This window comes from Campylobacter peloridis LMG 23910 (assembly GCF_000816785.1).
GTDB lineage: Bacteria > Campylobacterota > Campylobacteria > Campylobacterales > Campylobacteraceae > Campylobacter_D > Campylobacter_D peloridis.
Map to the genome: position 1 here is coordinate 63,774 of NZ_CP007766.1, position 21,820 is coordinate 85,593.

The 21,820-nt window shown below is 30.3% G+C and carries 24 protein-coding genes and 2 pseudogenes; 21 read left to right on the plus strand and 5 right to left on the minus strand.

Features of this window, described 5'->3' with window-relative positions:
* The first annotated feature begins 20 nt into the window (after positions 1-20).
* The 5 genes from murI (at position 21) to CPEL_RS00420 (ending at position 3,716) form a co-directional block, all read left to right on the plus strand.
* Positions 21-761, plus strand: a complete 741-nt coding sequence (gene murI, locus CPEL_RS00400; RefSeq protein ID WP_044598120.1) for a glutamate racemase — start codon at positions 21-23, stop codon at positions 759-761.
* 132 nt (positions 762-893) lie between these two features.
* On the plus strand, positions 894-1,913 hold the full coding sequence (locus CPEL_RS00405; RefSeq protein WP_148308793.1) for a type II asparaginase: 1,020 nt from the start codon (positions 894-896) through the stop codon (positions 1,911-1,913).
* A gap of 76 nt (positions 1,914-1,989) precedes the next feature.
* Entirely contained in the window at positions 1,990-2,637 is a 648-nt protein-coding gene (locus tag CPEL_RS00410) for a ferritin family protein (protein ID WP_044598121.1), read from the plus strand.
* Between the two features lie 54 nt (positions 2,638-2,691).
* The gene (locus CPEL_RS00415) at positions 2,692-3,162 is read left to right on the plus strand and encodes a DNA-deoxyinosine glycosylase (protein WP_044598122.1); all 471 of its coding nucleotides are present in this window, start codon (positions 2,692-2,694) and stop codon (positions 3,160-3,162) included.
* A 2-nt stretch (positions 3,163-3,164) separates the two neighbouring features.
* Positions 3,165-3,716, plus strand: a complete 552-nt coding sequence (locus CPEL_RS00420) for a ribonuclease HII (RefSeq protein ID WP_044598123.1) — start codon at positions 3,165-3,167, stop codon at positions 3,714-3,716.
* On the opposite strand, the gene CPEL_RS00425 is transcribed toward CPEL_RS00420, so the two are convergent.
* Complete coding sequence (locus CPEL_RS00425; protein ID WP_044598124.1) at positions 3,713-4,894, minus strand: MFS transporter; 1,182 nt, start codon at positions 4,892-4,894, stop codon at positions 3,713-3,715. The two genes, CPEL_RS00420 and CPEL_RS00425, sit on opposite strands and share 4 nt — an antisense overlap.
* Positions 4,895-5,159: 265 nt before the next feature.
* Here CPEL_RS00425 and CPEL_RS00430 point away from each other — a divergent pair, with 265 nt between their 5' ends.
* From CPEL_RS00430 to map, 3 genes are all read left to right on the plus strand, one after another.
* Positions 5,160-6,443, plus strand: a complete 1,284-nt coding sequence (locus tag CPEL_RS00430) for an L-serine transporter (protein ID WP_044599459.1) — start codon at positions 5,160-5,162, stop codon at positions 6,441-6,443.
* A gap of 11 nt (positions 6,444-6,454) precedes the next feature.
* On the plus strand, positions 6,455-7,822 hold the full coding sequence (locus tag CPEL_RS00435; protein ID WP_044598125.1) for an L-serine ammonia-lyase: 1,368 nt from the start codon (positions 6,455-6,457) through the stop codon (positions 7,820-7,822).
* Between the two features lie 90 nt (positions 7,823-7,912).
* Complete coding sequence (map, locus tag CPEL_RS00440) at positions 7,913-8,668, plus strand: type I methionyl aminopeptidase (protein ID WP_044598126.1); 756 nt, start codon at positions 7,913-7,915, stop codon at positions 8,666-8,668.
* A gap of 16 nt (positions 8,669-8,684) precedes the next feature.
* On the opposite strand, the pseudogene CPEL_RS09710 reads toward map, so the two are convergent.
* The 4 genes and pseudogenes from CPEL_RS09710 to CPEL_RS00455 all read right to left on the minus strand — a co-directional run.
* Positions 8,685-9,212 (minus strand): annotated as a pseudogene (locus CPEL_RS09710) (methyl-accepting chemotaxis protein); the annotation flags it as partial.
* Between the two features lie 606 nt (positions 9,213-9,818).
* Positions 9,819-10,490 (minus strand): annotated as a pseudogene (locus CPEL_RS09715) (DAHL domain-containing protein); the annotation flags it as partial.
* Positions 10,474-11,394 carry a cytochrome c551 peroxidase gene (locus CPEL_RS00450; protein WP_044598128.1) on the minus strand — a complete coding sequence of 307 codons (921 nt, stop codon included), beginning with the start codon at positions 11,392-11,394 and terminating at the stop codon, positions 10,474-10,476. The gene CPEL_RS00450 and the pseudogene CPEL_RS09715, both read right to left, overlap by 17 nt.
* Before the next feature lie 53 nt (positions 11,395-11,447).
* Entirely contained in the window at positions 11,448-12,737 is a 1,290-nt protein-coding gene (locus tag CPEL_RS00455; RefSeq protein ID WP_044598129.1) for an MFS transporter, read from the minus strand.
* Between the two features lie 138 nt (positions 12,738-12,875).
* On the opposite strand from CPEL_RS00455, the gene infA reads away from it, so the two are divergent.
* From infA to hisH, 13 genes are all read left to right on the plus strand, one after another.
* On the plus strand, positions 12,876-13,094 hold the full coding sequence (infA, locus tag CPEL_RS00460) for a translation initiation factor IF-1 (protein WP_044598130.1): 219 nt from the start codon (positions 12,876-12,878) through the stop codon (positions 13,092-13,094).
* 175 nt (positions 13,095-13,269) lie between these two features.
* Positions 13,270-13,383, plus strand: coding sequence for a 50S ribosomal protein L36 (gene rpmJ, locus CPEL_RS08905; protein ID WP_002781429.1), 114 nt, complete (start codon positions 13,270-13,272; stop codon positions 13,381-13,383).
* Positions 13,384-13,386: 3 nt separating this feature from the next.
* Positions 13,387-13,752, plus strand: a complete 366-nt coding sequence (gene rpsM / locus CPEL_RS00465; protein ID WP_012660843.1) for a 30S ribosomal protein S13 — start codon at positions 13,387-13,389, stop codon at positions 13,750-13,752.
* Between the two features lie 9 nt (positions 13,753-13,761).
* Positions 13,762-14,154 carry a 30S ribosomal protein S11 gene (rpsK, locus tag CPEL_RS00470; RefSeq protein ID WP_044598131.1) on the plus strand — a complete coding sequence of 131 codons (393 nt, stop codon included), beginning with the start codon at positions 13,762-13,764 and terminating at the stop codon, positions 14,152-14,154.
* Between the two features lie 30 nt (positions 14,155-14,184).
* The gene (gene rpsD / locus CPEL_RS00475; protein ID WP_039664949.1) at positions 14,185-14,811 is read left to right on the plus strand and encodes a 30S ribosomal protein S4; all 627 of its coding nucleotides are present in this window, start codon (positions 14,185-14,187) and stop codon (positions 14,809-14,811) included.
* A gap of 14 nt (positions 14,812-14,825) precedes the next feature.
* The gene (locus CPEL_RS00480) at positions 14,826-15,839 is read left to right on the plus strand and encodes a DNA-directed RNA polymerase subunit alpha (protein ID WP_044598132.1); all 1,014 of its coding nucleotides are present in this window, start codon (positions 14,826-14,828) and stop codon (positions 15,837-15,839) included.
* 3 nt (positions 15,840-15,842) lie between these two features.
* Positions 15,843-16,196: a 50S ribosomal protein L17 gene (gene rplQ / locus CPEL_RS00485; RefSeq protein ID WP_044598133.1), complete on the plus strand. Its 354-nt coding sequence runs from the start codon at positions 15,843-15,845 to the stop codon at positions 16,194-16,196.
* A gap of 116 nt (positions 16,197-16,312) precedes the next feature.
* A complete protein-coding gene (gene hisG, locus CPEL_RS00490; protein ID WP_044598134.1) occupies positions 16,313-17,212 on the plus strand; it encodes an ATP phosphoribosyltransferase in 900 nt (299 codons plus the stop codon).
* 10 nt (positions 17,213-17,222) lie between these two features.
* Complete coding sequence (locus CPEL_RS00495) at positions 17,223-18,503, plus strand: histidinal dehydrogenase / histidinol dehydrogenase (protein ID WP_044598135.1); 1,281 nt, start codon at positions 17,223-17,225, stop codon at positions 18,501-18,503.
* Positions 18,500-19,567 (plus strand): bifunctional histidinol-phosphatase/imidazoleglycerol-phosphate dehydratase HisB, encoded by a 1,068-nt coding sequence (hisB, locus tag CPEL_RS00500; RefSeq protein ID WP_044598136.1) that lies wholly within the window; start codon positions 18,500-18,502, stop codon positions 19,565-19,567. Before CPEL_RS00495 ends, hisB begins: the two co-directional genes overlap by 4 nt.
* On the plus strand, positions 19,564-20,403 hold the full coding sequence (locus CPEL_RS00505) for a type II restriction/modification enzyme (RefSeq protein ID WP_044598137.1): 840 nt from the start codon (positions 19,564-19,566) through the stop codon (positions 20,401-20,403). Before hisB ends, CPEL_RS00505 begins: the two co-directional genes overlap by 4 nt.
* Positions 20,396-21,238, plus strand: coding sequence for a DNA-methyltransferase (locus CPEL_RS00510; protein WP_044598138.1), 843 nt, complete (start codon positions 20,396-20,398; stop codon positions 21,236-21,238). The genes CPEL_RS00505 and CPEL_RS00510 overlap by 8 nt, the downstream gene beginning before the upstream one ends.
* Positions 21,235-21,816: an imidazole glycerol phosphate synthase subunit HisH gene (gene hisH / locus CPEL_RS00515; RefSeq protein WP_044598139.1), complete on the plus strand. Its 582-nt coding sequence runs from the start codon at positions 21,235-21,237 to the stop codon at positions 21,814-21,816. Before CPEL_RS00510 ends, hisH begins: the two co-directional genes overlap by 4 nt.
* Positions 21,817-21,820 lie beyond the last annotated feature (4 nt).

Genomic DNA, 21,820 nt, shown 5'->3' on the forward strand with positions numbered 1-21,820 from the left:
TTTTTTTAAGAAAGATTTTAATGAGACTAGGTGTTTTTGATAGTGGTGTAGGCGGACTTAGTGTTTTAAAATCTTTACTTCAGGCAAAATTTTTTAAAGAATGTATTTATTATGGTGATACTGCAAGAGTTCCTTATGGAGTTAAAGATAAAGAAACTATCATTAAATTTTCTTTAGAAGCTTTAGATTTTTTTAAAAAAGAAAAAGTAGATATGTTAATAATTGCTTGCAACACAGTAAGTGCATATGCTTTAGAAATTTTAAGAGCAAATGCGTCATTTCCAGTGATAGGAGTTATCGACGCTGGAATTTTAGCGGTAAAAAATTCTTTAAAAAATAAAGATTCTAAAATTTTAGTTATTGCAACACAAGCTACTGTGAATTCTCATGCTTATAAACAAGGTTTGTTAAAATCAGGTTTTTTTCATATAGAGGAAAAAGCAACAGGACTTTTTGTTCCAATGGTTGAAGAGGGAATTTTAAAGGGAAAATTTTTAAATAGTGCTTTTGATTATTATTTTAGCGGGCTTAGTTTTAAACCTGATGCTTTGATTTTAGCATGCACGCATTTTCCATTAATTGCACAATCATTACAAAATTATTTTGGCGAAAAAACAAAATTAATTCATTCTGGTGAAGCTATAGTATGGCAATTAAATCAAGAATATACTTTGGCAAAAATTCAACAAGAGTCTATTGTTAAATTTTATGCTTCTAGTGATGTAGAAAAATTAAAAAAAATTGCAAAATTATGGCTTTAATTTTAATGAGTATTTACTAAAATATTATATTTGTTAATAATTTATTTTTATTTAAACTTATATACATTATAATCTTTTATCATTTTCTTAATGAAAGGAATAATTATGAAAAAGATGCTAATGTGTGCTGCAATGGCATTAAGTTTGGGAGCAGGGATTTTGGAAGCAAAACCAAAAGTTGCAATTTTAGCTACTGGTGGAACTATAGCTGGTTCAATTGATAGTGCAGTAGCTACTACTGGTTATACAGCAGGTGTTTTAGGAATAGATACTTTAATTAAAGCAGTTCCTCAAATTCAAGATTTAGCGATAATTAGCGGAGAGCAAATATCAAATATCGATAGTAAAGATATGACAAACGAAATTTGGTTAAAACTTGCTAAAGAAGTTAATAGACTTTTAAAATCTGATATAGATGGCGTTGTTATTACGCATGGAACTGATACTATGGAAGAAACAGCGTATTTTTTAAATTTAACTATTAAAAGCGACAAACCTGTTGTTTTAGTGGGTGCGATGCGTCCTTCAACTGCTATTAGTGCAGATGGCCCTAAAAATCTTTACAATGCTGTAGCATTAGCAGCAAATCCACAAGCAAAAAATAAAGGCGTCATGGTGGCTATGGATGATAGAATTCAAAGCGCTAGAGGAGTTATGAAAACTCATAGCTTAAATGTTGATGCTTTTAGTTCTCCTGATATGGGTGATATGGGTTATATAGTAGATGGTAAAGCATTTTTTTATAATACTAATACAAAATTACACACTAAAAAATCTCCATTTGATGTTAGTAAACTAAAAGAATTACCAAAAGTAGATATTCTTTATAGCTACGCTAATGATGGTAGTGGCGTTGCAGCAAAAGCTTTGTTTGAAAATGGAACTAAAGGTATAGTAGTTGCTGGAACAGGTGCTGGTAGTATTCATGATTATCAAAAAGATGTATTAAAAGAATTAATAAAAAAAGGCTTGAATGTAGCAGTAAGCTCACGCGTAGTAGCTGGTAGAGTAGCGGTAAGTGATGCGGATGCAAAACTTGGATTTATAGATACAGGTGATATGAGTCCTCAAAAAGCTAGAGTATTATTAATGCTTGCATTAACAAAAACAAGTGATCCTAAAAAAATTCAAGAATATTTCTTAAAATACTAAAATCTTCAATTACTCAAATGTGCTAAAATTGCCATTTGAGTAATTATACTCATAAATTAAAATACAAGGAATTGTAATGAGACAATATGAAATTTATAAATGCCAAAAATGTGGGAATGAAGTAGAAATTCAAAATGTTGGTAGTGGAAAATTAAGTTGTTGTAATCAAGAAATGGAATGCATTACTAAAGATTTAACAGCTGTAAATTTAATGAAAGCTTTTGCAGGTGAGTCTATGGCTAGAAATAAATACGATTTATTTGCAGATATTGCTCAAGAGGAAGGCTGGCATGCAATAGCAAGGCATTTTAGAGAAGCAGCAGAGAATGAAAAATGGCATGCAAGAGCGCAGTTTAAAGCTTATCATGAATTAGTCGATGGTAAAGCTTTAGAAGAAACTGCTAAAAATTTAATCTGTGCTGCTGATGGTGAGAATTATGAGCACACTATTATGTATCCAAATTTTGCAAAAATTGCAGAAGATGAAGGAAAGAAAAATATAGCAAGATTATTTACTGCTATTGGAAAAGTAGAAATTGAACACGAAAGAGAATACTTAGCACTTAAGAAAATGCTCGAAGAAGAAGATTTCTTTAATTCTGAAGTTGAAGATTTATGGGTTTGTGAAGTTTGTGGACATATTCATAGAGGTAAAAAAGCACCAAATGCCTGTCCTTTATGCAAAGCTCCAAAAGAATACTTCAAACGCGAATTTTTAGGATAATTCTAAAAACCTTGATAAAAATGATAAAATATTTTATTTTTATCAAGGTTTAATATGCAAATTTTAACTCATCCTTTGGAACCCTTTTTTGATGAAAACTCAAAAATTTTAATACTCGGTTCTTTTCCATCTATTAAATCAAGAGAAGAAAAATTTTATTATCAGCACAATAAAAATCGTTTTTGGCGTATTTTTGAAATATTATTTGAGTGTGAGTTAAAAAATATATACGATCAAAAAGTTTTTTTGAAAGATAACCACATTGCACTTTGGGATGTAATTTCAAGTTGTAAAATAAAAAATTCAGACGATAGAACAATTTCTTATGCAAAAGCTAATGATATTAATTTTATTTTAGAAAAAGCAAAAATAGAAAAAATTTGTGTTTTAGGAAAAATTGCAAGTAAATATTTTACTAAATTTTATCCTGATAAAGAATTTTATGAATTACCTTCAAGTTCTCCTGCAAATATGAGTTATTCTTTAGATGATTTAGTGCAAAAATACAAAGTTATCAAGGAATAAACATGGCTTTAGTTGGAGTAGATGAAGCAGGACGAGGAGCTTTGGCTGGAGACATGCACATAAGTGCTTGTAAGCTTTTTAAAAAAATAGATGATTTAACAGACTCTAAAAAATTAAGTAGAAAAAAAAGAGAAGAATTATATGAGAAAATCATAATTAATTCTAGCTTTTTAACTCTTGCCTTCTCACCATCACAAATTGATAATTTTGGACTTAGTAAGTGTTTACATCTTGCATTAAAAATCATAAAAAATCATTTTAATCAAGATGAAATTTTATATGATGGAAATTTAAATTACGGGGTTTTAGGTATTAAAACAATGATTAAAGCTGATGCAAAAGTGCAAGAGGTTTCAGCCGCAAGTATCTTGGCTAAAGTAAGTCGTGATTTAAAAATGAACTATCTATCAAAAATATATGCAAATTATGAATTTGAAAAGCATAAGGGTTATGGAACTAAAGTTCATATAGAAAAAATTAAAGCATTTGGATATTCACCTTTGCATAGAAAAAGTTTTATGCTAAAGTGTTTTGAGAAAAGCTTGTTTGACTAAGCTTTTCTCTTTATAGAGTGGATTTTATCTTTAGCAAATAAAAAAGCAAACAATAATGCAGGTAAAACAAAAATAGCTGAAAATAAAGCATTAAATTCTATGCCAAAATAAGTTAAAACTAAACCTCCTAAAAACGAAGCTAGTGCAATGCCTACATTAAAAGAAGCTTCATTGACACTAACGGTGCTTTCTTGTGCTTTATGTGTATATCTTTTTGCTTTTGCTATGCTTAATACCTTAAAAGCTGATATAGTAGAAAAAGAGAAAAATCCTATCAAAGATAAAGAAATAATCACCAAAATCCACGAGTGCATGGTAAATAAGAAACTAAGATAGATTAAAACCTGTGCGCTAAGTATAATTCTTAAAGAATACACAGCTCCATATTTATCCACCATTTTTCCTCCCCATAAATTCCCAAAAATTGCACAAATTCCATAAAAAAACAAGATATAACCACTCATACTAACATCAAAACCACTTTTTTCAACGAGTAATTTTTGCAAATAAGTATAAAGTATAAAATGCGCTCCACATCCGCATATTGAAATAGTATAGGTTTTTAAAAGATTTAAATTTGAAAAAGCAGGAAGAAAGTCTTTAAATTTGATGATATTAGAATGTATATTTTTTGGCATCATAAAAATAATACCCAAAAGAGCAATTATACTCAAAATAAATATAAGTAAAAATATATATTTAAAACCAAAATAATGCCCTATAAAAGTTCCAAGAGGCACCCCGCTTACCAAAGCTACTGTTAATCCTGTAACCATTATAGCTATAGCTTGGCTTTTTTTATCACTTGGAGCAATAGCACTAATTGCTAAAGTTGCAATCACATAAAAAACTCCATGTTGTGTTCCTGCGATAAATCTTGCAAAGGCACTTAAATAAAAATTATCACTAAAAAATATGATTAAATTAGCAAGAGAAAAAATGCTTATATTGATAATTAATTGAGTGTGTCTTTTATAAGGACTTAATAAACTTGTAAAAGATAATGCACCAACAACAACCCCTATAGCATATAAAGTAGTAAGCCAACCAGCGCTTTTTGCATCGATATTAAAATGATTTTGTATATCGATTAAAACTCCAGCCATTACAAATTCAGTTACTCCCATACAAAAAGAACTAAGCGCTAGAGCAAAAACGGCTTTTTTGTAATTTGTCATATTTAATTTTTCTCCTAAATTTTTATTTTAATCTGTGATTATATCTAAATTTGCCATTCTAAAATGAGTAAGAATTAATGAAAAAAAATACTCATTATGTTTATTTTTGATAATTTTTCATCAAAAATTAATATATTTTTCTAAAGTAGTAATAATTTTAAGAAATTTTAATTTTTTTATATATATAGTAATAGAAAAATTTTTATTATTTTATCAAGGAGAAAATGTGGATAAACTTCAGTGGAATTCTTTTGATACGCGTTGGATGCTTTCTCTTTTTGGGACAGCAGTTGGTGCGGGAATTTTGTTTTTGCCTATTAAAGCGGGTGTTGGTGGCTTTTGGCCAGTTGTTGTGATGGCTTTGATTATTTTTCCAATGGTATATTTAAGCCATAGGGCTTTAAGTCGTTTTGTATGTCAAGCAAATGGTAATGATAAAGATATTACTCATGCGGCTGAAGAGTATTTTGGTAGAAAAGTAAGTATTTTTATTTCTGTGCTTTATTTCTTTGCGATTTTTCCAATATGTTTAGCATATTGTGTAGGTATAACTAATACTTTTGAAAGTTTTATTTATAATCAATTTTTACCCCTTTTAGATCCAAATGGTTCTTTAGCAAGTGCAATTAGCACTATGTATCAAACAAGTGTGAATGAACAAGGAAAAACTATAGCTAATTTGCTTCCATTTTATAGAGCAGTGCTTGCATTTATTTTAGTGAGTATTTTTATGCTTATCATGCTTTTTAGTGAAGAATTAATCACCAAAGTGTGTGAATGGCTTGTATATCCTTTATGTGCTATTTTATTTTTATTTTCTTTGTATCTTATCCCACAATGGTCGTTTGAAAGTTTTAGTGCAATCCCAGGAACAAAAGAATTTATCACTATAGTATGGCTAACTTTACCAGTTTTAGTATTTTCGTTTAATCACTCCCCTGCTATTTCAACCTTTTCTTTAAGCATAAAAAGACAATACCCTGAAAATTCAGTTCAAAAAGCAAATCAAGTATTGTTTAGAACTTCTGTGATGTTGCTTGCTTTTGTTATGTTTTTTGTGGTATCTTGCGTGCTTTCTTTAACTCCAGCTGAACTTGCTGAAGCTAGAGCACAAAACATACCTGTGCTTTCTTATTTTGCTAATAAACTTGATAATCCATTTATCTCTTATGGTGGTCCATTGATTGCATTTTTAGCAATTTCAAGTTCATTTTTTGGGCATTATTTTGGTGCTAGAGAAGGTGCTTATGGTATAGTTAGAAAATGTTGTAAATTAACAGGTAATGAAAATCCTGATTTGAAAAAAATTGCAGTATATTCTACTTTGGTAATGTATATTATTATGTTAATTACTGCTTATGTAAACCCAAGTATTTTAGGCTTTATAGAAAGCTTGGGTGGTCCAATTATTGCTGCAATTTTGTTTTTAATGCCAATTATTGCAATTTACACCGTTTCTAAAATGAAAAAATTCCAAAATAAAGCATTAGATGCTTTTGTGTTTATTACTGGTATTTTAACTATTATTACCGTAATTTATACTTTTTAAGGCTTAAGTGAATGAGTAGTAATTTAAGTATATTTAAAGTTGGTGTTGGCCCTTCATCTTCTCATACGCTAGGGCCAATGCTAGCGGGTAATATGTTTTGTGAAAAAATAAAAGATAAAATCCCACAAATTTCAAAAATTCAAATTAAACTTTATGGCTCTTTATCATTAACAGGTAAAGGCCATTTAAGTGATAAAGCTATTATATGGGGTTTGAGTGGTTTGAAGGCAAAAGAATTAAACGCTGCTTTGCAAGATCGTGTTTTTAATAAAATCATACAAGATAAAATTTTAATCTTAAATGCTCAAAAAGAATTAAATTTTGACTATGATAAAGATTTAATTTTTGAAAAGTCTTTTTTACCTTTACATGAAAATGGTTTAAAACTTAGTGCTTATAATGAAAATGGAGAAATCATTGCTGAAGAAATTTATTATTCAGTAGGTGGTGGTTTTGTTATGAGTGAAGCTGAGCTTCAAAAACATAAAGATGGAGTTTGTGAGCAAAAACATACTAAATTAGAGCTTGATATTAACAATGCAAGCGATGCTTTAAAAATTTGTGAAGAAAAATCATGGGATTTAGCAAAACTTTCTTATGAATATGAACTGCAATTTCATACCAAAGAAGAAATTAGAGCTTATTGTTTAGAAATTTGGGAAGTAATGCAAGAGGTGTATTATAATGGCATTCATCCAAGTTCTGATTATCTCCCAGGAAATTTACATTTAAAACGCCGTGCTAAAGGACTTAATGAGCGTTTGGCTATGACGAGTGATCCTTTGGGGATTATTGATTTTATCTCTTTATATGCTATTGCTATTGCAGAAGAAAATGCAAGTGGAGCTAGAGTGGTAACTGCTCCAACTAATGGAGCATGTGCAGTTGTGCCTGCTGTAATGCTTTATCTTAAAAATCACACCATTGGTTTTAATGATGAAAAGGCTGTTAATTTTTTACTTACTGCTATGTTAATAGGTTCTTTTTATAAAAAAAATGCAAGTATAAGTGGAGCAGAAGCTGGTTGTCAAGCCGAAATTGGTAGTGCAAGTTCTATGGCAGCTGGTGCTATGGCTAGCGTGATGGGTTTTGATGCAAAGATAGCTTGCAATGCTGCAGAAATTGCAATGGAACATCATTTAGGCTTAACTTGTGATCCTGTAGAAGGTTTGGTGCAAATTCCTTGCATAGAAAGAAATGCTTTTGGTGCGATAAAAGCAATTTCAGCTGCTAGAATGGCAATGAGTAGAAAATCCACCCCAAAAGTAAGTCTTGATGAGGTTATAAAAACTATGTATGAAACGGGCAAAGATATGAATTCAAAATACAAAGAAACTTCTTTAGGTGGCTTAGCTACTAATCTTACAAGTGTGTGTTAAACCTTAAGTTTTATAAACTTAAGGTATTTTTCTTAAAGCTTTTAAAAGTCTACTAATGCTAAATTTTTAAAAAATTTAAGGAAAATATAAATGATAGAAATTAAAAAACCAGTAGAAATTGAAAAATTACGCAAAGCAAATGAGCTTGTAGCTAGAACGCTTGATTATTTAGAAAGTATTATAGTTCCAGGCATGAGTTTAAAAGAAATTGATATTAAAGCAGAAGAATTTATACTTAATCATGGTGCAAAACCATCTTTTAAAGGTTTGTATGGTTTTCCAGGTAGTATTTGCATCTCGCTTAATCAAGCTTGTATTCATGGTGTGGGTGATGAACGCATACTAAAAGAAGGTGATATTTTAGGTCTTGATGTAGGCACATGTATAGATGGATATTATGGAGATGCAGCAAGGACTATACCTATAGGTAAAATTTCAGCTACTGATGAAGCGCTAATTGCTTGTGCAAAAGATGCTTTGTATTATGCTATAGATATCATTAAAGAAGGCATGCGTTTTAAAGAACTTTCTTATGAACTTGGCGAGTTTATTACCAAAAGAGGTTTTGTGCCTTTAAAAGGTTATTGTGGTCATGGTATAGGTAAAAAACCACACGGTGAGCCTGAAATTCCAAATTATTTAGAATCAGGTGTTAGTGTAAAAAGCGGTCCAAAAATCAAAAATGGTATGGTATTTTGTATAGAACCTATGGTATGCCAAAAAGATGGCACTCCAGTGCATTTAAAAGGCAATTGGGAAGCAGGAAGTAAAGATGGTTTAAATGCAGCTCATTATGAGCATTGTGTAGCTATTATAAATGGCAAGGCAGATATATTATCTAAGTAAGAAAGTTTATACTTTCTTACTCAAAAGTTTTAAGTTTATCTGAAAGTTTAGAAGCATTTTCTAAAACATCTTGTGAAATTTGTGTTAAATCAAGTGAGTATTTTTTTACACTATCTGCTAACTCAGTTACTTTTTCTATATTTTGTTCTAATTCTGTCATTTTTGCTTTTGACTCATCACTTTTTTCTTCCATGATTTTAGTAGAATGAATGCTTATTTTCAGCTTTTCTATAGAAGCTCCTACTTCACCTTGTAAAACATTTGCTTTGCTAGAAGTATCACTCATGGATTGGTGAATTCCATCCATTAGGCTTTTATTGTCGTTGATTTGTTGAACTATAGTTCTTACGGTTGTTTCTATGGCTACTAAAGATTTTGTAGTTTTATCTGCTAAATTTCTAACTTCATCCGCAACAACAGCAAAGCCTCTACCATGTTCACCAGCACGCGCTGCTTCAATAGCAGCATTTAAAGCAAGTAAATTAGTTTGATCAGCTATATCTTTAATGGTAGTTGTTACTTCAACTATACTATCTGCACTTTGAACTAGCATATCCATAGCACTAACAACACTTTGTTCTTTTTCTCCACTTAATTCTATAAGCTCGACTAGCTCTTTAAGCGTCACATCTACTTCACCCATAACACTTTGCATATCATGCATATCTTTTATAGTATCTTTGGCTAAATTTTGAGTTAAATCAATATGATTTTCTAATACAGAACCAATTTTATGAACATTAGAAATTTGCTCATGCTGCAATAGAGAGCTTTGTTGTAAAGCTTCTGCATTTTGAGATAATTTTTTTGAACTCTTATAACTTGAATTTGCTGTTTGTATTGCTTCTATAATGGAATTTTGAACTATTTGTATGAAAGAATTTATATAATTAGCACTAGTGGCTAACTCGCTTTTTTTATCTATATCTAATCTTGCGCTTAAATTTGCATGCTCACCTGCTAAATTTGCACTTAATTTTTCAAGTAAAGAAATAGGTATAACAACTTTTTTTAGTGTTAATAATATAAAAAATACTAAAACAGCAAGTGTAAATAAAAATATACCTATAGCAGTATAAAGATTGTATTTATTACTTGAATTGATTTTAGCAGTCACAAGTTTTTTTTGACTTACTATTTCTTTTAACAATTCTTGATCTAAGAAAGTTTGTGAGTTGTCTTTTAAAATTTTAATTTGACTTGTAATCATTTTACAATGCGTAATGAATAATTCCAAAAGTTCGTTTGGAATTTGATCTTTAGAAGCAGTAAGTTTAACTAAAAGATTTTGGAGTCTATTTTGGGCTAAAGGCTCTAGTATATCCGTGGTTCCAATAACACTTAAAATACTTCCTATAGTTTCTATGGTTTTAGAATCATTAGAGCTTAAGGCCATTTTTGTGGTATGGTTTATAATATCTTGTTGTATTTCATAAAGATAAATTTTAGAATTTATAGCTATAGAATTTGCTGATTTAAAATGTTGAAGTTGAATATTTTTCTTTTGAAAAATATTTTCTATTTTGCTAACATCAATTTTATTATTTTTTAATATTTCCAATGTTTTTTCAAAATTTTGTATTAATTCCACACTAGGATCATAATTTTGCAAATTAAGTTTATTTTTAAAAATCTCATCTATTTTTGTGTCTAAAATTTCAAGTTTTTGAAATGAACCTATAATGATAGAATTTTTCTTCGTGGTGTTATAAGTGTTAAATATGAAAAAAGTTAATGCTAGTAATAATATTAAAACCACAACCGATAAAATGATAAATTGTGATAAAAATGAAGAATTTTTTTTATTATTTGAGTGGGTCATGGTATTCTCCCGTTAAAGAATTTAAAAATGCAACAATATCATCTACAACATCTTGTTCTAAAAATTTTCCTAGCTGATAATAAGCCATAAATTGAACACAAGCATCAAGTGTTGGCATGGAACCATCATGAAAATAAGGAGCAGTTTTAGCTATATTCCTAAGACTTGGAACTTTTACTACAAATTTATCATTTGGATCTTTGGTAATTTCAAAGCGTCCTTGCCAATTTGTTCCATTATCATAAGGAACAAATACACCCATTTTTTGATACATATTGCCACCTATATTTTGCCCTTGATGGCAGGCTATACAGCCATTAGAAACAAAAGCCTCATAGCCTCTTTTGGCTTGTTCGCTAATAGCGTTTTTATCGCCTTTTAAATAGCGATCAAAAGGGGAATTTGGAGTGAGTAGTGTTTTTTGAAATTCAGCTAAAGAATCTGCTATATTATCAAAGCTAACTTCACCATAGAGCTTTTCAAATTCTTTTTTATAATGAGGATTGCTTTTTACTATCTCAATAACCTCATTTTCATTACTTAAACCCATTTCTTTAGGATTTAATAAAGGATGTTTAGCTTGTTCTTTAAGATCTTTTGCATTTCCTCTCCAAAATTGAGAAAGATTAAAAACCGCATTGAAATTAGTTGGTGTATGAAATGGCTCATCAACAATCCCGTTAATACCCGTAGAAAAAGTCTTGTTATCTACACCAAAGCTATTTAAGTCATGGCAGCTATTACAAGAAACTTTTTTATCTTTTGATAAACTTGTATCCATGTAAAGTTTTTTTCCTAATATAGCTTTTTCTTTATCATATGGAATTTGTTCAGGAATAGGTGTTATTAATTCTATTGCTAAAGCAGGTATAATAAATAATAAAAAAGTTAAAAAAAATTTCATAATTTTTATATCCTTAATATAAATTTTTAGTTAATAATTTTTGCATTATAACATTAAAATCTTAATCTCTTATAAGCAAGAATAGTCCCTAAGAAAGTTATAAAAGACAAGATAAAAATATAAATAAAAATACCATATATAAATGGATTTTCTTGATTAACAGCTAAAGAATGTAAAGCAAAAACAAGTTGAGGTGTAAAACCACCTGCAAAGGCATAAGCTATATTATATGAAAAAGAAATTCCGCTAAAACGAATTTTTGGTTCAAATACTTTACACATTAGTATAGGTGCTAAAGCATTAATACCTCCAAAAAATATTGCTATAAAGTAAAAATAAATACTTAAGTGTAAAATTTGTGCATAGAAAAAGTAAAAATAAAAAAAGCAAGATAGACAAAAACAAACTATAAAAATAGAAGCAGTGATAAAAAAACCAAATTTATCTACCCATATTCCAGCAAGTAAAGTTCCAATGGCTAATATAATAATACCTATCATTTGTATATAAATAGCGTCTGTTTTTTCTATTACTAAAACTTCAGGCATAAAATTAGGCATAAGTAAAACTAATATAATTACACATGCTGTAAGCATCCAAGTTAAAAGCATTGAAGGTAAAATATCAAAAAATATACTTGCCTTTTTAAATAAAGCCTTTAGAGGAAATTTTTCTAAGGAATTTTCTCTTTTCATTTGTTTAAAAACAGGTGTTTCCTGTAAAAATCTTCTAAGATAAATTGAAATAATTCCAAAAATACCACCTATAGCAAAAGGAATCCTCCAAGCATATTCATAAATTTCTTCTTGAGAAAAATATTTATTTATTAGTAAGGCTACAAAAGAACCAAGAAGAATTCCAAGAGCCATTGAAGCATTAATAGCACTTATATAAAAACTACTTTTATCTTCGGGTGCATGTTCTTTTACAAAAACCCAAGCACCAGGTAATTCTCCACCTATGGCTATTCCTTGAGCAATTCTAACGAGTATTAAAAAAATAGGTGCAAAATAACCTATAGTTTCAAAAGTAGGGATAAAAGCTAGAGAAAATGTAGGTATTACCATTAGTAAAATACTTAACATAAACATATTTTTTCTGCCAAATTTATCACCAAAATGTGCCATAACTATACCACCAAGAGGTCTTGCTAAATAACCTGCTGCAAAAGCTCCATAAGTATTTAATAATCTCCAAAATTCATCAGTATCATTGGGAAAAAAATTCTTTGAAATATAAGTTGCAAAAAATACAAATATAATGAAATCATAAAATTCTAAAGCCCCTCCTAAAGAAGATAAGGATAAAGTTTTAAAATCATTTTTTCTTAGTATTTTATGCATTAATATTCCTAAAATAATTTATTATTAAATTTAAAATAATATCAAATAAATATAAAATTTATAAAAAAAATATTAAAAAATTAAAAGAAAAATTATGATAGAATATCAGCTTTGTAATTTTTAGAAAGGAGAAGAACTTTGGCAAAAGATGATGTTATTGAAATAGATGGTAATGTAATTGAAGCTTTACCAAATGCTACTTTTAAAGTAGAGCTTGATAACAAACATGTAATACTTTGTCATATTGCAGGTAAAATGCGTATGCATTATATTAGGATTATGCCAGGTGATAGAGTTAAAGTTGAACTAACACCTTATAGTCTTGATAAAGGGCGTATTACTTTTAGATATAAATAATCTAAGTTATTTAAAAGCTAAAATAAGATATAATTAGCACTTTTTGCAGAAATTGCAATTAAACTGTATGAAGAAGTATTTTCAAAATTACCACTTATTTTGAAAATAGTTGGTTGTTCTAAAAACCTGGTGCAGTTGTAAAATTAAAGTGGAATTTACATAACAGGAGTAAGGCATGAAAGTTAGACCATCTGTTAAAAAGATGTGTGACAAATGCAAAGTAGTTCGTCGTAAAGGCGTAGTTCGCATTATTTGCGAAAATCCAAAACACAAACAAAGACAAGGATAATTTATGGCTCGTATCGCAGGTGTAGATTTACCAAAGAAAAAAAGAATTGAATATGGTTTGACTTATATTTATGGTATAGGTTTGCATACTTCAAGAAAAATCTTAGATAAAACCGGAATTTCTTATGATAAAAGAGTTCATGAGTTAAGTGAAGATGAAGCAGCAGCTATTCGTAAAGAAATTCAAGAAAACTATATGGTGGAAGGTGATCTTAGAAAACAAGTTGCTATGGATATCAAAGCATTGATGGATCTAGGAAGCTTTAGAGGCTTAAGACATAGAAAAGGCTTACCAGTTCGTGGACAAAAAACTAAAACAAATGCTAGAACTAGAAAAGGTAAGAGAAAAACCGTTGGTGCAAAATCATAAGGATAAAATATGGCAAAAAGAAAAATAGTTAAGAAAAAAATAGTTAAAAAAAATATAGCTAAAGGTATAGTTTATATTAGTGCAACATTTAATAATACCATGGTTACTGTTACCGATGAAATGGGAAATGCTATCGCTTGGAGTAGTGCAGGTGGTTTAGGATTTAAAGGTTCTAAAAAATCAACTCCTTATGCAGCACAACAAGCTGTAGAAGATGCATTAAATAAAGCAAAAGAACATGGAATTAAAGAAGTAGGCATTAAAGTTCAAGGACCAGGTAGTGGTCGTGAGACAGCGGTTAAAAGTGTAGGTGCTATGGAAGGTATAAAAGTAACTTTCTTAAAAGATATTACTCCATTAGCTCATAATGGTTGTAGACCACCAAAGCGTCGTCGTGTCTAAGAATAAGATATAAGATTTTAGGAGAATATTATGGCAAGATATAGAGGACCAGTAGAAAAATTAGAAAGACGACTTGGCGTAAGTTTGGCAATGAAAGGCGAGAGAAGACTAGCAGGAAAAAGTGCTTTAGATAAACGCCCTTATGCACCAGGTCAACATGGACAAAGAAAAGCAAAAATTAGTGAATATGGACTTCAATTAAGAGAAAAACAAAAAGCTAAATTTATGTATGGAGTTAGCGAAAAACAATTTAGAAGATTATTTGCTGAAGCTGCGAGAAAAGATGGCAATACAGGTGCGCTTTTGATCCAGCTTTTAGAACAAAGACTTGATAATGTTGTTTATAGAATGGGTTTTGCTACAACGCGTCGTTTTGCTAGACAATTAGTAACACATGGACATATTTTAGTAAATGGAAAAAGAGTTGATATTCCTAGCTATAGAGTTGAAGCAGGACAAAAAATAGAAGTGATTGAGAAAAGTAAAAACAATCCTCAAATTTCAAGAGCGATAGAGCTAACTGCTCAAACTGGTATTGTTGCTTGGGTTGATGTAGAAAAAGACAAAAGATTTGGAATTTTTACAAGAAAACCTGAAAGAGAAGAAGTTATCATCCCAGTTGAGGAAAGATTTATCGTTGAGTTGTATTCTAAATAATAAAGGTTTTTGATATGAGACATATTACAACTTCTGCTTATACGCCAACAGAGTTTAGTATTGAAAATATCAGTGATACAGTAGCTAAAGTCAGTGCATGGCCTTTTGAAATAGGTTATGCAATTACTTTAGCACATCCTTTACGCCGTTTGCTTTATTCTAGCACGGTGGGTTTTGCTCCAACTGGAGTTAAAATCAAGGGTGTAGCACATGAATTTGATAGCATGCGTGGTATGCTTGAGGATGTAGCACTATTTATTATCAATCTAAAAAAATTAAGATTTAAAATAAAAACAGATTCTGAAAAAGAAATTGTGACTTTTAGTTTTAAAGGGCCTAAAGAAATTTGCGGAAAGGATCTAAATAATGATCTTGTTGAGGTTGTTAATTCAGATAGCTACCTTGCAACGATTAATGAAGATGCGGATTTAGAATTTACTTTGATTATAGAAAAAGGCATTGGTTATGTGCCTTCTGAAGAAATCCAAAATTTCTTAGACTCTGATTTTATAGCACTTGATGCATTTTTTACTCCAGTAAAACATGCAGTTTATGATATCGAAAAAGTTCTTTTTGAAGATAATCCAGATTATGAAAAAGTTGTATTTACAATCACAACTGATGGACAAATTTCTCCAAGCGATGCCTTTAAAAATGCTTTGGAAGCTATGTATAAACAATTATCGGTATTTGATAAGATCACAAATGCACAAAGTGTTGTTAGAAATCAAGCGCCAAGTAATGAAGTAGAACATGTAAAATTGCTTCAAAATATAACTGAGTTAAATTTAAGTGCAAGAAGTTTTAATTGTTTAGAAAAAGCAAATGTAGTATATATTGGCGAACTTGCTTTAATGAGTGTTAGCGAACTTGCAGACTTAAAAAATTTAGGCAAAAAATCTCTTGATGAGATTAAAAGTGTAATGGATTCTATAGGTTTTCCTATAGGTAATTCAAAACTTACAGATAGTGCAAAAGAAACGCTAAAAAGAAAAATAACAGAATTAAAAGCACATAATGAAGGATAATCAATGAGACATAGACATGGATATAGAAAATTAGGACGCACTTCATCTCATCGTGCTGCCTTATTAAAAAATTTAACTATTGCTATTATTAAAGCAGGTAAAATAGAAACAACATTGCCTAAAGCAAAAGAGTTAAGAGCTTATGTTGAAAGACTAATCACGCGTGCAAGAAAGGGTGATTTTAATGCTCACAGAGCAGTATTTGCAAATTTACAAGATAAAGAAGCAACCAATAAACTTGTCACAGAAATTGCTCCAAAATTTGCAGATAGAAATGGTGGTTACACAAGAATCATCAAAACAAGAATTCGCCGTGGCGACGCTGCAGAAATGGCTTTCATTGAATTTGTAGCTTAATTTTTAGCCTTTTTAAAGGCTAAAAACTTCTTATTTTTATTTATTTACTTACTATTTTTTGTATTTTTATCCATTTTTTGCTACTATTAACTTTTTAACTACAAAAAAGGGTAAAAATGCAAGAAAATTCGAGATTACGCATAGCTATACAAAAATCAGGTCGTTTGAGTAAAGATTCTATTGCTTTACTTGAGTCTATAGGAGTGAAACTTCGCATACACGATCAAAGTTTGATTGCTTTTTCTACAAATTTACCTATTGATCTACTTAGAGTAAGAGATGATGATATACCAGGGCTTATTTTTGATGGTGTGGTAGATCTTGGTATAGTTGGAGAAAATGTTTTAGAAGAAAATGCACTCGAAAGAAAATCAAAAAATGAAAACGCAGATTTTATAATGCTTAAAAAACTTGATTTTGGTGGATGTCGTTTGTCTTTAGCATTGCCAGAAAAGTGTGAATATAAAGGTATAGAAAGTTTTAAAAATTTACGCATAGCAACTTCTTATCCACAGCTTTTAAAGCGTTTTATGGAAGAAAACAATATCCCTTATAAAACTTGTATGCTAACAGGTTCAGTAGAGGTAGCCCCAAGTGCAAATTTAGCAGATGGAATTTGTGATTTGGTTTCAAGTGGTGCTACTTTAAAAGCAAACGGACTTAAAGAAGTTATGGTAATTTATAAATCTAAAGCTTGTATTATCCAAAGAAAAGAAAGCCTAGCTTCGCATAAGCAAGAATTAATCGATAAATTACTCATTAGGATTAATGGGGTTATGCAAGCAAGAGAATCAAAATACATTATGCTTCATGCTCCTATTGAAAAATTAGAAAAAATCACAGCCTTATTGCCAGGGGTTGAAAAACCTACGATTTTACCTTTGGAAAATGATAAAGCCAGAGTCGCACTGCATATGGTTAGTCAAGAAAATTTATTTTGGGAAACTATGGAAGCTTTGAAAAAAGAAGGTGCTAGTGCAATTTTAGTTTTACCTATTGAAAAAATGCTCTCTTAAGGAAAAAATTATGCAGATATTAGATTTTAAACAATTAAACCAAAACGAACAAGAACAAGCATTAAAACGCCCAGCTATAAGCGCTAATGCACAGGTTAAAACCATAGTAGAACAAATCATTGAAGATGTTAAAACAAAGGGTGATGAGGCCTTAAAGCAAATGGCTTTAAAATTTGATAAAGTAAAATTAGATTCTATCCAATTAAGCCAAGATAAGCTTAGCAATTTAGCAGAGCAAATTGATGATGAGTTAAAACAAGCTATCAAAATAGCTTATGAAAATATCTATAAATTCCACAAAGCCCAAGAGAGTAAAACTATAGAAGTGCAAACCTTTGAAGGGGTAAGTTGTAAGGTGCTAACAAGGGCTATTGAAAAAGTAGGACTTTATATACCAGGAGGTTTAGCCCCGCTTTTTTCAACTGCACTTATGCTAGCTATACCAGCAAAAATTGCCAAATGCAAATTCATAGCTTTAGCCTCCCCAGCACCACTGCACCCTGCCATTGCTTATGTAGCAAAACTTTGTGAAGTTAATGCAGTGTATGAAATAGGCGGAGCAGGTGCTATAGCAGCGCTTGCTTATGGAACACAAAGCGTGCAAAAAGTAGATAAAATTTTTGGTCCAGGAAATGCCTTTGTAACTGAAGCTAAAAAACAAGTTAATAATCATGGAGTGGCTATTGATATGCAAGCAGGGCCTTCTGAAGTGCTAGTTTTAGCAGATGAGTATGCTAATGCTAAATTTATAGCTTCTGATTTGCTTTCTCAAGCTGAGCATGGAGCAGATTCTCAAGCGATTTTAGTTTGCACAAGTGAAAAATTAGCCAAAGAAGTAGATAGTGAAGTTGCTTTACAGCTTGAAAAACTCTCGCGTAAAGAAATTGCTTCAAAATCTTTAGCACACTCTAAAATCATTCTTGCAAAAGATATAAACCATGCTATAAGCATTTCAAATGATTATGCGCCTGAGCATTTGATCATTCACACGCAAAATCCATCTAGCTTACTTGATGATATTATGCACGCAGGTTCAATATTTTTAGGCGAGTATTCTCCAGAATCCATGGGAGATTACGCAAGTGGGACAAATCATGTATTGCCAACTTATGGTTTTACCAAATCTTACTCATCATTAGGGCTTGCTGATTTTATGAAAAGAATGAGCGTGCAAGAACTTAGCAAAGAAGGCTTTAAAAAACTTGGGCCTGTGGTGGAAATTTTAGCAGCTGCTGAAGGGCTTGATGGGCATAAAAATGCTGTTAGTTTAAGATTAGAAAGTCTAAAATGAGTGCAAAAATTTTATTTATCGATAGAGATGGCACGCTTATTGACGAACCAAAAGATGACTTTCAAATTGATTCTTTAGAAAAACTTGAATTTGAAAAAGGTGCTATTAACGCACTTTTAAAGCTAAAAAATTTTGGTTTTAAATTTGTTATGGTGAGTAATCAAGATGGCTTAGGCACAAATTCCTTCCCTAGAGAAAATTTTGAAAAGGCTCATGAGAAAATGCTAAGTGTTTTTCAAAGTTGTGGCATAGAATTTGAAGATATTTTTATATGCCCGCATTTTGAGCATGAAAATTGTGCTTGTAGGAAGCCAAAAACTGCTATGCTTGAAAACTATATCAAAAATAAACTTTATGATAAAAACAAAAGCTTTGTTATAGGCGATAGGCCTAGTGATATGCTTTTAGCACAAAATCTTGAAATTCAAGGTTTAAAATACGACAAAAATGACTTTAATTGGGAGCAAATTGCTGATTTTATCTTGCAAAATTACCGCAGTGCTTGTATAGAGCGTAATACCAAAGAAACTCAAATTCAAGTTAAAATAGCTTTTAATGAAAAAGCAAAAGCTGATATAAAAACAAATATTGCGTTTTTTGATCATATGTTAGAACAAATTGCTACGCATGCAAATATATCTTTAGAGATAAAATGCAAAGGGGATTTAGAGGTTGATGAACACCATAGCGTAGAAGATGTCGCACTTGCTTTGGGAGAGGCTATCAAAAATGCACTTGATCAAAAAATAGGCATTGCAAGATATGGTTTTGTCTTGCCTATGGATGAGTGCTTGGCAAGTTGTGCGATTGACTTTTGCAATAGGCCACATTTAGTTTATAAGGCTAAATTTAAAAAAGAAAAACTTGGAGAATTAAGCACAGAAATGATAGAGCATTTTTTCTACTCACTAAGTTATGCTATGGGTGCGAGTTTGCATTTAAAGGTTAAAGGCAAAAACGATCATCACAAAGCCGAAGGACTTTTTAAAGCTTTTGCAAGAGCTTTAAAAATGGCTATAAAAATAGAAAATGAAAACCTAGCAAGCTCTAAAGGGGTGATATGAAAAATGAACTTAGTTTTGAAAAATTTATAAATAGTTTGCAAGCCACAAATAGACATTTAGATTTTTATGTAGATTGGGAAAAATGCTTAAGAAATAAAAATAAAATTAGCATCTATCTTAATCATTTAAATTTTCTACTAGGAAAAAGCGAAAATGAATTAAGGCAATCTATAGAAGAACTTTTTGAAGAATATCCAAAAGCTTTTAATGTTTTAAATGTATTAATTGCGGTTAGAGATAAAGATAAAAAGGACATTGTTATAAATCAATTTTCAAATTTTGTATCTTTGGAAGGGTATTTTAAAAATTCAGATAGTGTTTATAATTTTATTTGCGAAACAGGCTTGTTAGAAATTTTTTCTACTTATGAGATTAAAAATTTAAATGATTATGTATTCGGAATAGAAGTGGGGCTTGATACTAATGCGAGAAAAAATCGTAGTGGTAAAATAATGGAAATGCAATTAAAAGAAATTTTTACTCCACATTGTTTAAAATTTGAAGAGCAGGTAAATATTAAAAAATTTCCCGAACTTCATAAAGCTTTTGGTGAAGATATAAAAAAATTTGATTTTGTAATTTTTGCTTCTAAAAAAACTTATTTTATAGAATGTAATTTTTATGCAGGTGCGGGAAGTAAATTAAATGAAGTTGCCAGAGCTTATCAAGAACTAGCTCCTAAATTTGATCGATTTTCTCAATATGAATTTATATGGATAACAGATGGTCAAGGCTGGTTAAAAGCTAAAAATAAACTTGAAGAAGCTTATAAAAAAGTAGAAATTTATAATCTTTCTAATATTAATGATTTTATCTTAAAGGTAAAAAATGTCTAAGTCTATTTTTACAAGTAAAGATAAACTTTTTCAGCTTTATCAAGATGATTGTAATAAATTATTACCTCAATTTGAAAATCAAATTGATCTAATTTTTGCAGATCCCCCTTATTTTTTATCTAATGATGGTTTGAGTATCCAAAGTGGTAAAATAGTAAGTGTAAATAAGGGACAATGGGACAAAGGTGATGATATTGAAAAAATAGATGAGTTTAACTTAAAATGGCTTTCGAATGCAAAAATAGCACTTAAAGACACTGGAAGTATTTTAATAAGTGGAACTTATCATAATATTTTTTCTCTTGGTAGAATTTTACAAAAACTTGATTTTAAAATTTTAAATATTATTACTTGGCAAAAAACCAACCCACCGCCTAATTTTTCTTGTAGATATTTAACTCATTCTACAGAACAAATTATTTGGGCTAGAAAAAGTCATAAGCACAAACATATATTTAATTATGAGTTGATGAAAAAATTAAATGAAAATAAGCAAATGCGAGATGTGTGGCAATTTAGTGCCATAGCTCCATGGGAAAAAATTAATGGCAAACACCCTACCCAAAAACCACTACCTTTACTTGTTAGATTAATCTTAATGGCAAGTAATGAAAATTCGTTAATTTGCGATCCATTTAGTGGAAGTTCGACTACAGGGATTGCAGCTAATTTATTAAATAGAAAATTTATAGGTTTTGAAAAAGAAGATGAATTTATTAAAATTTCCGTAAATCGCAAAATAGAGCTAGAGAAAAATTTTCAAATAATCAAAAATAAAATTAACGATTTGAAAGTTTTAACAAAAGCAAATTTATTTCAAGAGAGAATGATATGAAACTAGCTATTATAGATACAGGTTGTGCGAATTTGGCTTCTCTTGCTTTTGCACTTGAGCGTTTAGGGCAAAAAAGTATTATCACGCATGATTTAAAAGAACTCTCACAAGCAGATAAGCTTTTGCTTCCTGGGGTTGGCACAGCAGCCAAAGCAATGGCTAATCTAAAAGCACTTAATTTAGAAAATTTTATCCAAACCACCACAAAACCACTTTTAGGCATTTGTCTTGGTATGCAGATTTTGGGTGAATTTTCAGAAGAATTAGATCAAAAAACACTTGGTATTATGCCCTTTAAGACGCAAAAATTCCAAGAAAAAGCAAATTTTACTTTCCCGCACATGGGATGGAATCAAGTCTTTAGCTCACATGAGCTTTTTAAAGGCTTAGATGGGGCGTATTTTTATTTTGTGCATAGTTATTGTGTGAGTTTAAATGAATACACCATTGCAGAGTGTGAATACTCTACTAAATTTAGTGCAAGTTTAAGCAAAGACAATTTTTATGGCGTGCAGTTTCACCCTGAAAGAAGTGGCGAAGCGGGTGAAGTGTTATTAAAAAATTTTATAAATATGTAGGTAA

Coding starts and splice junctions, on each gene's coding strand:
- murI (WP_044598120.1), top strand. CDS start 21: ATGAGACTAGGTGTTTTTGATAGTGGTGTAGGCGGACTTAGTGTTTTA.
- CPEL_RS00425 (WP_044598124.1), bottom strand. CDS start 4,894: ATGACAAATTACAAAAAAGCCGTTTTTGCTCTAGCGCTTAGTTCTTTT.
- rpsK (WP_044598131.1), top strand. CDS start 13,762: ATGGCAAAAAGAAAAATAGTTAAGAAAAAAATAGTTAAAAAAAATATA.
- hisH (WP_044598139.1), top strand. CDS start 21,235: ATGAAACTAGCTATTATAGATACAGGTTGTGCGAATTTGGCTTCTCTT.
- CPEL_RS00420 (WP_044598123.1), top strand. CDS start 3,165: ATGGCTTTAGTTGGAGTAGATGAAGCAGGACGAGGAGCTTTGGCTGGA.
- CPEL_RS00455 (WP_044598129.1), bottom strand. CDS start 12,737: ATGCATAAAATACTAAGAAAAAATGATTTTAAAACTTTATCCTTATCT.
- CPEL_RS00415 (WP_044598122.1), top strand. CDS start 2,692: ATGCAAATTTTAACTCATCCTTTGGAACCCTTTTTTGATGAAAACTCA.
- CPEL_RS00430 (WP_044599459.1), top strand. CDS start 5,160: ATGCTTTCTCTTTTTGGGACAGCAGTTGGTGCGGGAATTTTGTTTTTG.
- CPEL_RS00450 (WP_044598128.1), bottom strand. CDS start 11,394: ATGAAATTTTTTTTAACTTTTTTATTATTTATTATACCTGCTTTAGCA.
- map (WP_044598126.1), top strand. CDS start 7,913: ATGATAGAAATTAAAAAACCAGTAGAAATTGAAAAATTACGCAAAGCA.
- rplQ (WP_044598133.1), top strand. CDS start 15,843: ATGAGACATAGACATGGATATAGAAAATTAGGACGCACTTCATCTCAT.
- hisG (WP_044598134.1), top strand. CDS start 16,313: ATGCAAGAAAATTCGAGATTACGCATAGCTATACAAAAATCAGGTCGT.
- CPEL_RS00405 (WP_148308793.1), top strand. CDS start 894: ATGGCATTAAGTTTGGGAGCAGGGATTTTGGAAGCAAAACCAAAAGTT.
- rpmJ (WP_002781429.1), top strand. CDS start 13,270: ATGAAAGTTAGACCATCTGTTAAAAAGATGTGTGACAAATGCAAAGTA.
- CPEL_RS00435 (WP_044598125.1), top strand. CDS start 6,455: ATGAGTAGTAATTTAAGTATATTTAAAGTTGGTGTTGGCCCTTCATCT.
- CPEL_RS00505 (WP_044598137.1), top strand. CDS start 19,564: ATGAAAAATGAACTTAGTTTTGAAAAATTTATAAATAGTTTGCAAGCC.
- rpsM (WP_012660843.1), top strand. CDS start 13,387: ATGGCTCGTATCGCAGGTGTAGATTTACCAAAGAAAAAAAGAATTGAA.
- rpsD (WP_039664949.1), top strand. CDS start 14,185: ATGGCAAGATATAGAGGACCAGTAGAAAAATTAGAAAGACGACTTGGC.
- CPEL_RS00410 (WP_044598121.1), top strand. CDS start 1,990: ATGAGACAATATGAAATTTATAAATGCCAAAAATGTGGGAATGAAGTA.
- CPEL_RS00480 (WP_044598132.1), top strand. CDS start 14,826: ATGAGACATATTACAACTTCTGCTTATACGCCAACAGAGTTTAGTATT.
- hisB (WP_044598136.1), top strand. CDS start 18,500: ATGAGTGCAAAAATTTTATTTATCGATAGAGATGGCACGCTTATTGAC.
- CPEL_RS00495 (WP_044598135.1), top strand. CDS start 17,223: ATGCAGATATTAGATTTTAAACAATTAAACCAAAACGAACAAGAACAA.
- CPEL_RS00510 (WP_044598138.1), top strand. CDS start 20,396: ATGTCTAAGTCTATTTTTACAAGTAAAGATAAACTTTTTCAGCTTTAT.